Origin of the sequence: Mesorhizobium sp. M7A.F.Ca.CA.003.01.2.1, assembly GCF_003998945.1 — a bacterium.
GTDB lineage: Bacteria > Pseudomonadota > Alphaproteobacteria > Rhizobiales > Rhizobiaceae > Mesorhizobium > Mesorhizobium ciceri.
The window spans coordinates 1-3,608 of record NZ_RZRA01000586.1 but is presented as its reverse complement, the minus strand read 5'-3'; the positions used below and the strand labels follow the sequence as shown (position 1 = coordinate 3,608).

The 3,608-nt window shown below is 59.9% G+C and carries 1 protein-coding gene and 1 pseudogene; both read left to right on the top strand.

What is annotated here, in order from left to right; all coding sequences use genetic code 11:
* The first annotated feature begins 40 nt into the window (after window positions 1–40).
* The gene (locus EN969_RS21630) at window positions 41–2,950 is read left to right on the top strand and encodes an autotransporter domain-containing protein (protein ID WP_127419375.1); all 2,910 of its coding nucleotides are present in this window, start codon (window positions 41–43) and stop codon (window positions 2,948–2,950) included.
* 219 nt (window positions 2,951–3,169) lie between these two features.
* Window positions 3,170–3,608, top strand: a pseudogene (locus tag EN969_RS36140) (integrase); the annotation flags it as partial.

Sequence of the window (3,608 nt, the reverse complement as noted above, 5' to 3'; positions counted from 1 at the left end):
CCAAGAACCTTATCACGCCGATAAGGAGCAGCGGGCGAAAATGACCGCTGGCAAGATGGCAGACGAAGGCGGCGATTTCGCAGGTACATTCGGGGCCGGCGATTTTCTTGGCAAGACAAGTGTCTGGGGCATGATGGGCAGTGTCACCAGGTCTGGCTACGTGGTCTCCGCCAATGTGAATCCGGATTCCGAGAGCGACCAAACGCCTGGCTGTTCCCCCTGCACGATTGTCAACCTCAATCCAAGCCTCCGGGCCCAATATACTAATGCCATGCCATGGGGAGAACCCGAGGAAAAAGATCAGGATTCTTATCAGAATTTTCCTGGCTCTGGCGCCAATGCCTCGACCGAATACGAAGGCAGCTACAATCTGCAGTACACGGTTAAGGATGGAGCCCCACCAATCACCGACCCCAACAAGACCGCGGTATTGCTCGACACCGGCACACCGGGCGGTGGCAGTCTGGAGATCAGTGATGCGATGCTGAAGCAATTTCAGGATGCGGGCGTCAAACTTAAAAATGTTCGGAGAAATGAGCAACGCGAGATCGTAAGCGCATCGGGCAACATCCCGAGCGTTACAATCGCAGGAACGGATGGCGATCCGGTAAGGCTGGACAATATCGACTTCACCTACACCAGCGGCACGACGGAACAACCCAATGACCAGACCAGTTTTGTTGCCGGTCTTGACTTCTTCAAAAACAGATCGGTCATTTTCGATCTGGAGAAGAAGTATACCGCTTATACGTCACATTTCGTCACTGCCAGCAACTTCTCTACCGATTCATCCGCACCCGAAGGGACCGGTCTGAGCAGGATCACGACGAGCATGGGGAATGAGGGCGGGTTCGGCATAGCGGGTGTCGTCTCCGGCTCCGGATCGCTGACGCTTGATACAAAGACGGTGGTCCGGATGACGAATGTCAACACCTACACCGGCGAGACGAATATTGCTCAGGATGCCTATCTCTCGCTTGCGGGGCTCGGCAACATCCAACGGTCAGCGAAAGTCGTTGCAGACGGCACGTTCGATATCTCCGAACATGGAAATGGCAGCGACTATTGGGGAATCTCCGACGCCTACAACGATGCCCGTATTCGTAGCCTGAGTGGCAGCGGAACGGTCGAACTGGGCAAGCGTACCCTGGTGCTAACGGATTCGAACGACACGTTCGCCGGCAGCATCAACGACCTCGACGTTGATAACAATAATATGGGCGGCAAACTATTCGTTGCCGGTGGCGTGCAAACGCTGAGCGGAAAGAACAATTTTTCCGGCATGACGACGGTCGGTTCCGGCGCGGGATTGCTGCTTGCCGATACAGGTGTGCTTTCCCATGATGCGACCACGTCCGGCTTTCTCGGGAATGACGGGCAGATCGGGGGCACGGCTATCGCAAACAGCGGCGGTGTCGTCGCAGGCGGCGGCACCTACGGTGCGGTCACCATTTCCGAGGGCGGCACGGTCGCTCCTGGCAGTGCGACCGATCCGAGCAGGATCGTCACCACACTGACTGTCACGGGCGATTTCGCGCAGCAGTCCGGATCGATCTATCAGGTCGACCTCGCAAGGTCGTCCGATCTCATCGATGTTGGCGGAGCAGCGGCGATCGACAGCGGCGCGCAGATCGAGCTGCTGCGGCAGGGAACGCTATCGGTCGATGCCCGATATACTCTGCTCTCCGCAGCAGGCGGCGTAAGCGGCACCTATGGCGGGCTGACGGGGGCTCTGGCGACAGACGCGACGCCCTTCGTCGATTTCCAGCTCGTCTACGATGCCAACAATGTCTATCTCGATATCAGCCGCACATCGACGGCGTTTGCCGATGTAGCCAGCACCTTCAATCAACGCTCGGTCGCCGCAGCGGCTCAGGCGCTTGGAAGCGGTAATCCGATCCAGGACAACATCCTGTTCCTGACGGCGCCGGAAGCCCGCAACGCTTTCGATATGCTATCAGGCGAGGTTCATGCTTCCATTCATAGCGGCCTCATCGAGGACAGTCATTCTGTACGCGATGCCGCGAGCGAACGGATCCGTGCGGCGTTCGACGGCGTCGGTGCCTCCAGCGTTCCGGTGATGACTTATGGGCTGGGTGGTCTGGAACTGGCCCCGGCAACGAGTGAGAATTTCGCCGTATGGGGCCGTGGCTTCGGCGCCTGGGGTCATCTCGACAGCGACGGCAATGCCGCCGGTCTCGATCACTCGACAGGCGGCTTTCTGGCTGGCGGTGACGCGGCTGTCGGCGAAAGCTGGCGGCTCGGCCTCATCAGCGGCTACAGCCATACCTCCTTGGAGGCGGACGATCGCGCGTCGTCGGGCTCGAGCGAGAATTACCATCTCGGTCTTTTTGCCGGCACGCAGAACGGCAATCTCGGTTTTCGTTCCGGCCTTGCCTATACCTGGCACAGCATCGAGACCGGCAGGTCCGTGGTCTTTCCAGGCTTCGCCGACAGCCTTTCGGCCGATTACGACGCCGGCACGTTCCAGGCCTTTGGCGAGCTCGGCTACCGTATCAATACGGCTTCGGCTTCCTTCGAGCCCTACGCTAATCTCGCTTATGTGAATTTTGACGCCGATGGCTTCACCGAGAATGGCGGCGCAGCCGCCTTGTCGAGCGGGGATCGCTCGAGCGACACGGCGTTTACCACGCTAGGTCTGCGTGCGTCGACGGTACTGACCCTCGGCACCGTGACTGCTACCGCGCGCGGCGGTCTTGGCTGGCGCCACGCCTTCGGCGACGTCAGGCCGGATACCGCTCTTGCCTTTGCTGGCGGTTCCTCCTTCGCCATCAAGGGCGTGCCGATCGCAAAGAACGCAGCTCTGCTCGAAGCTGGGCTTGACGTAAACATCACCGAGAACGCGACGTTCGGCATCGCCTATCAGGGACAGATCGCCTCGGATGCCCAGACACACGGGTTCAGCGCCAAGCTCGGCGTCCGTTTCTAAATCACCCGCAAAAGAGATTGGTTATGAAGTCAGTGAGTGCATTTTCTTTTACCGTCGTTCTCGGCTCAGCGACGGTGATGTCTGTGTCCGCCGCGCGAACGGACGATGCCTGCTACAACAAGGCACAAAGCCTATGATGACGCAATGTTCAATCGACGACCTGAAGCCAGTCGATGGCGAGCTTGACAAGCTCTACAAGGAGATGGAGACCCGGCTCAAAGAGTCCCGGCGCATGTCCAGGAACTGGTCGAGACCGCGAGGGGCTACAACGCCACCTCGGAGAACACGCGCGACGCCTACCCCAAGGATTGGCGGCATTTTTCCTCCTGGTGCCGGCGCGCTGGCTTCGATCCCCTGCCTCCGGGCTCGAAGGTGATCAGGCTCAATATCAGCGCCTGTGCCTCGGGCACCGCCGCCGGCGATCCGAAGCGTGGCGCCCCTGCCCTTTAGTTTGCGACCATCGAGCGGCGGCTTTCCGGCCTCGCCTGGAACTTTACCCAGCGCGGCCGGCCGTTGGACCGCGCGGAGCGGCATATCTATAAGGTTCTTGCCGGCATTCGCCGCAAGCACGCAAAGCCACCGCGGCAGAAAGAGGCGGTCCTGGCGACGATCTGCTGGCGATGATCGCCACGCTCGGCCACGACCTCAGGGCCTGCGC

Excerpts from the sequence above, each read along its gene's own strand:
- EN969_RS21630 (WP_127419375.1), top strand. The coding sequence starts at position 41 with ATGACCGCTGGCAAGATGGCAGACGAAGGCGGCGATTTCGCAGGTACA.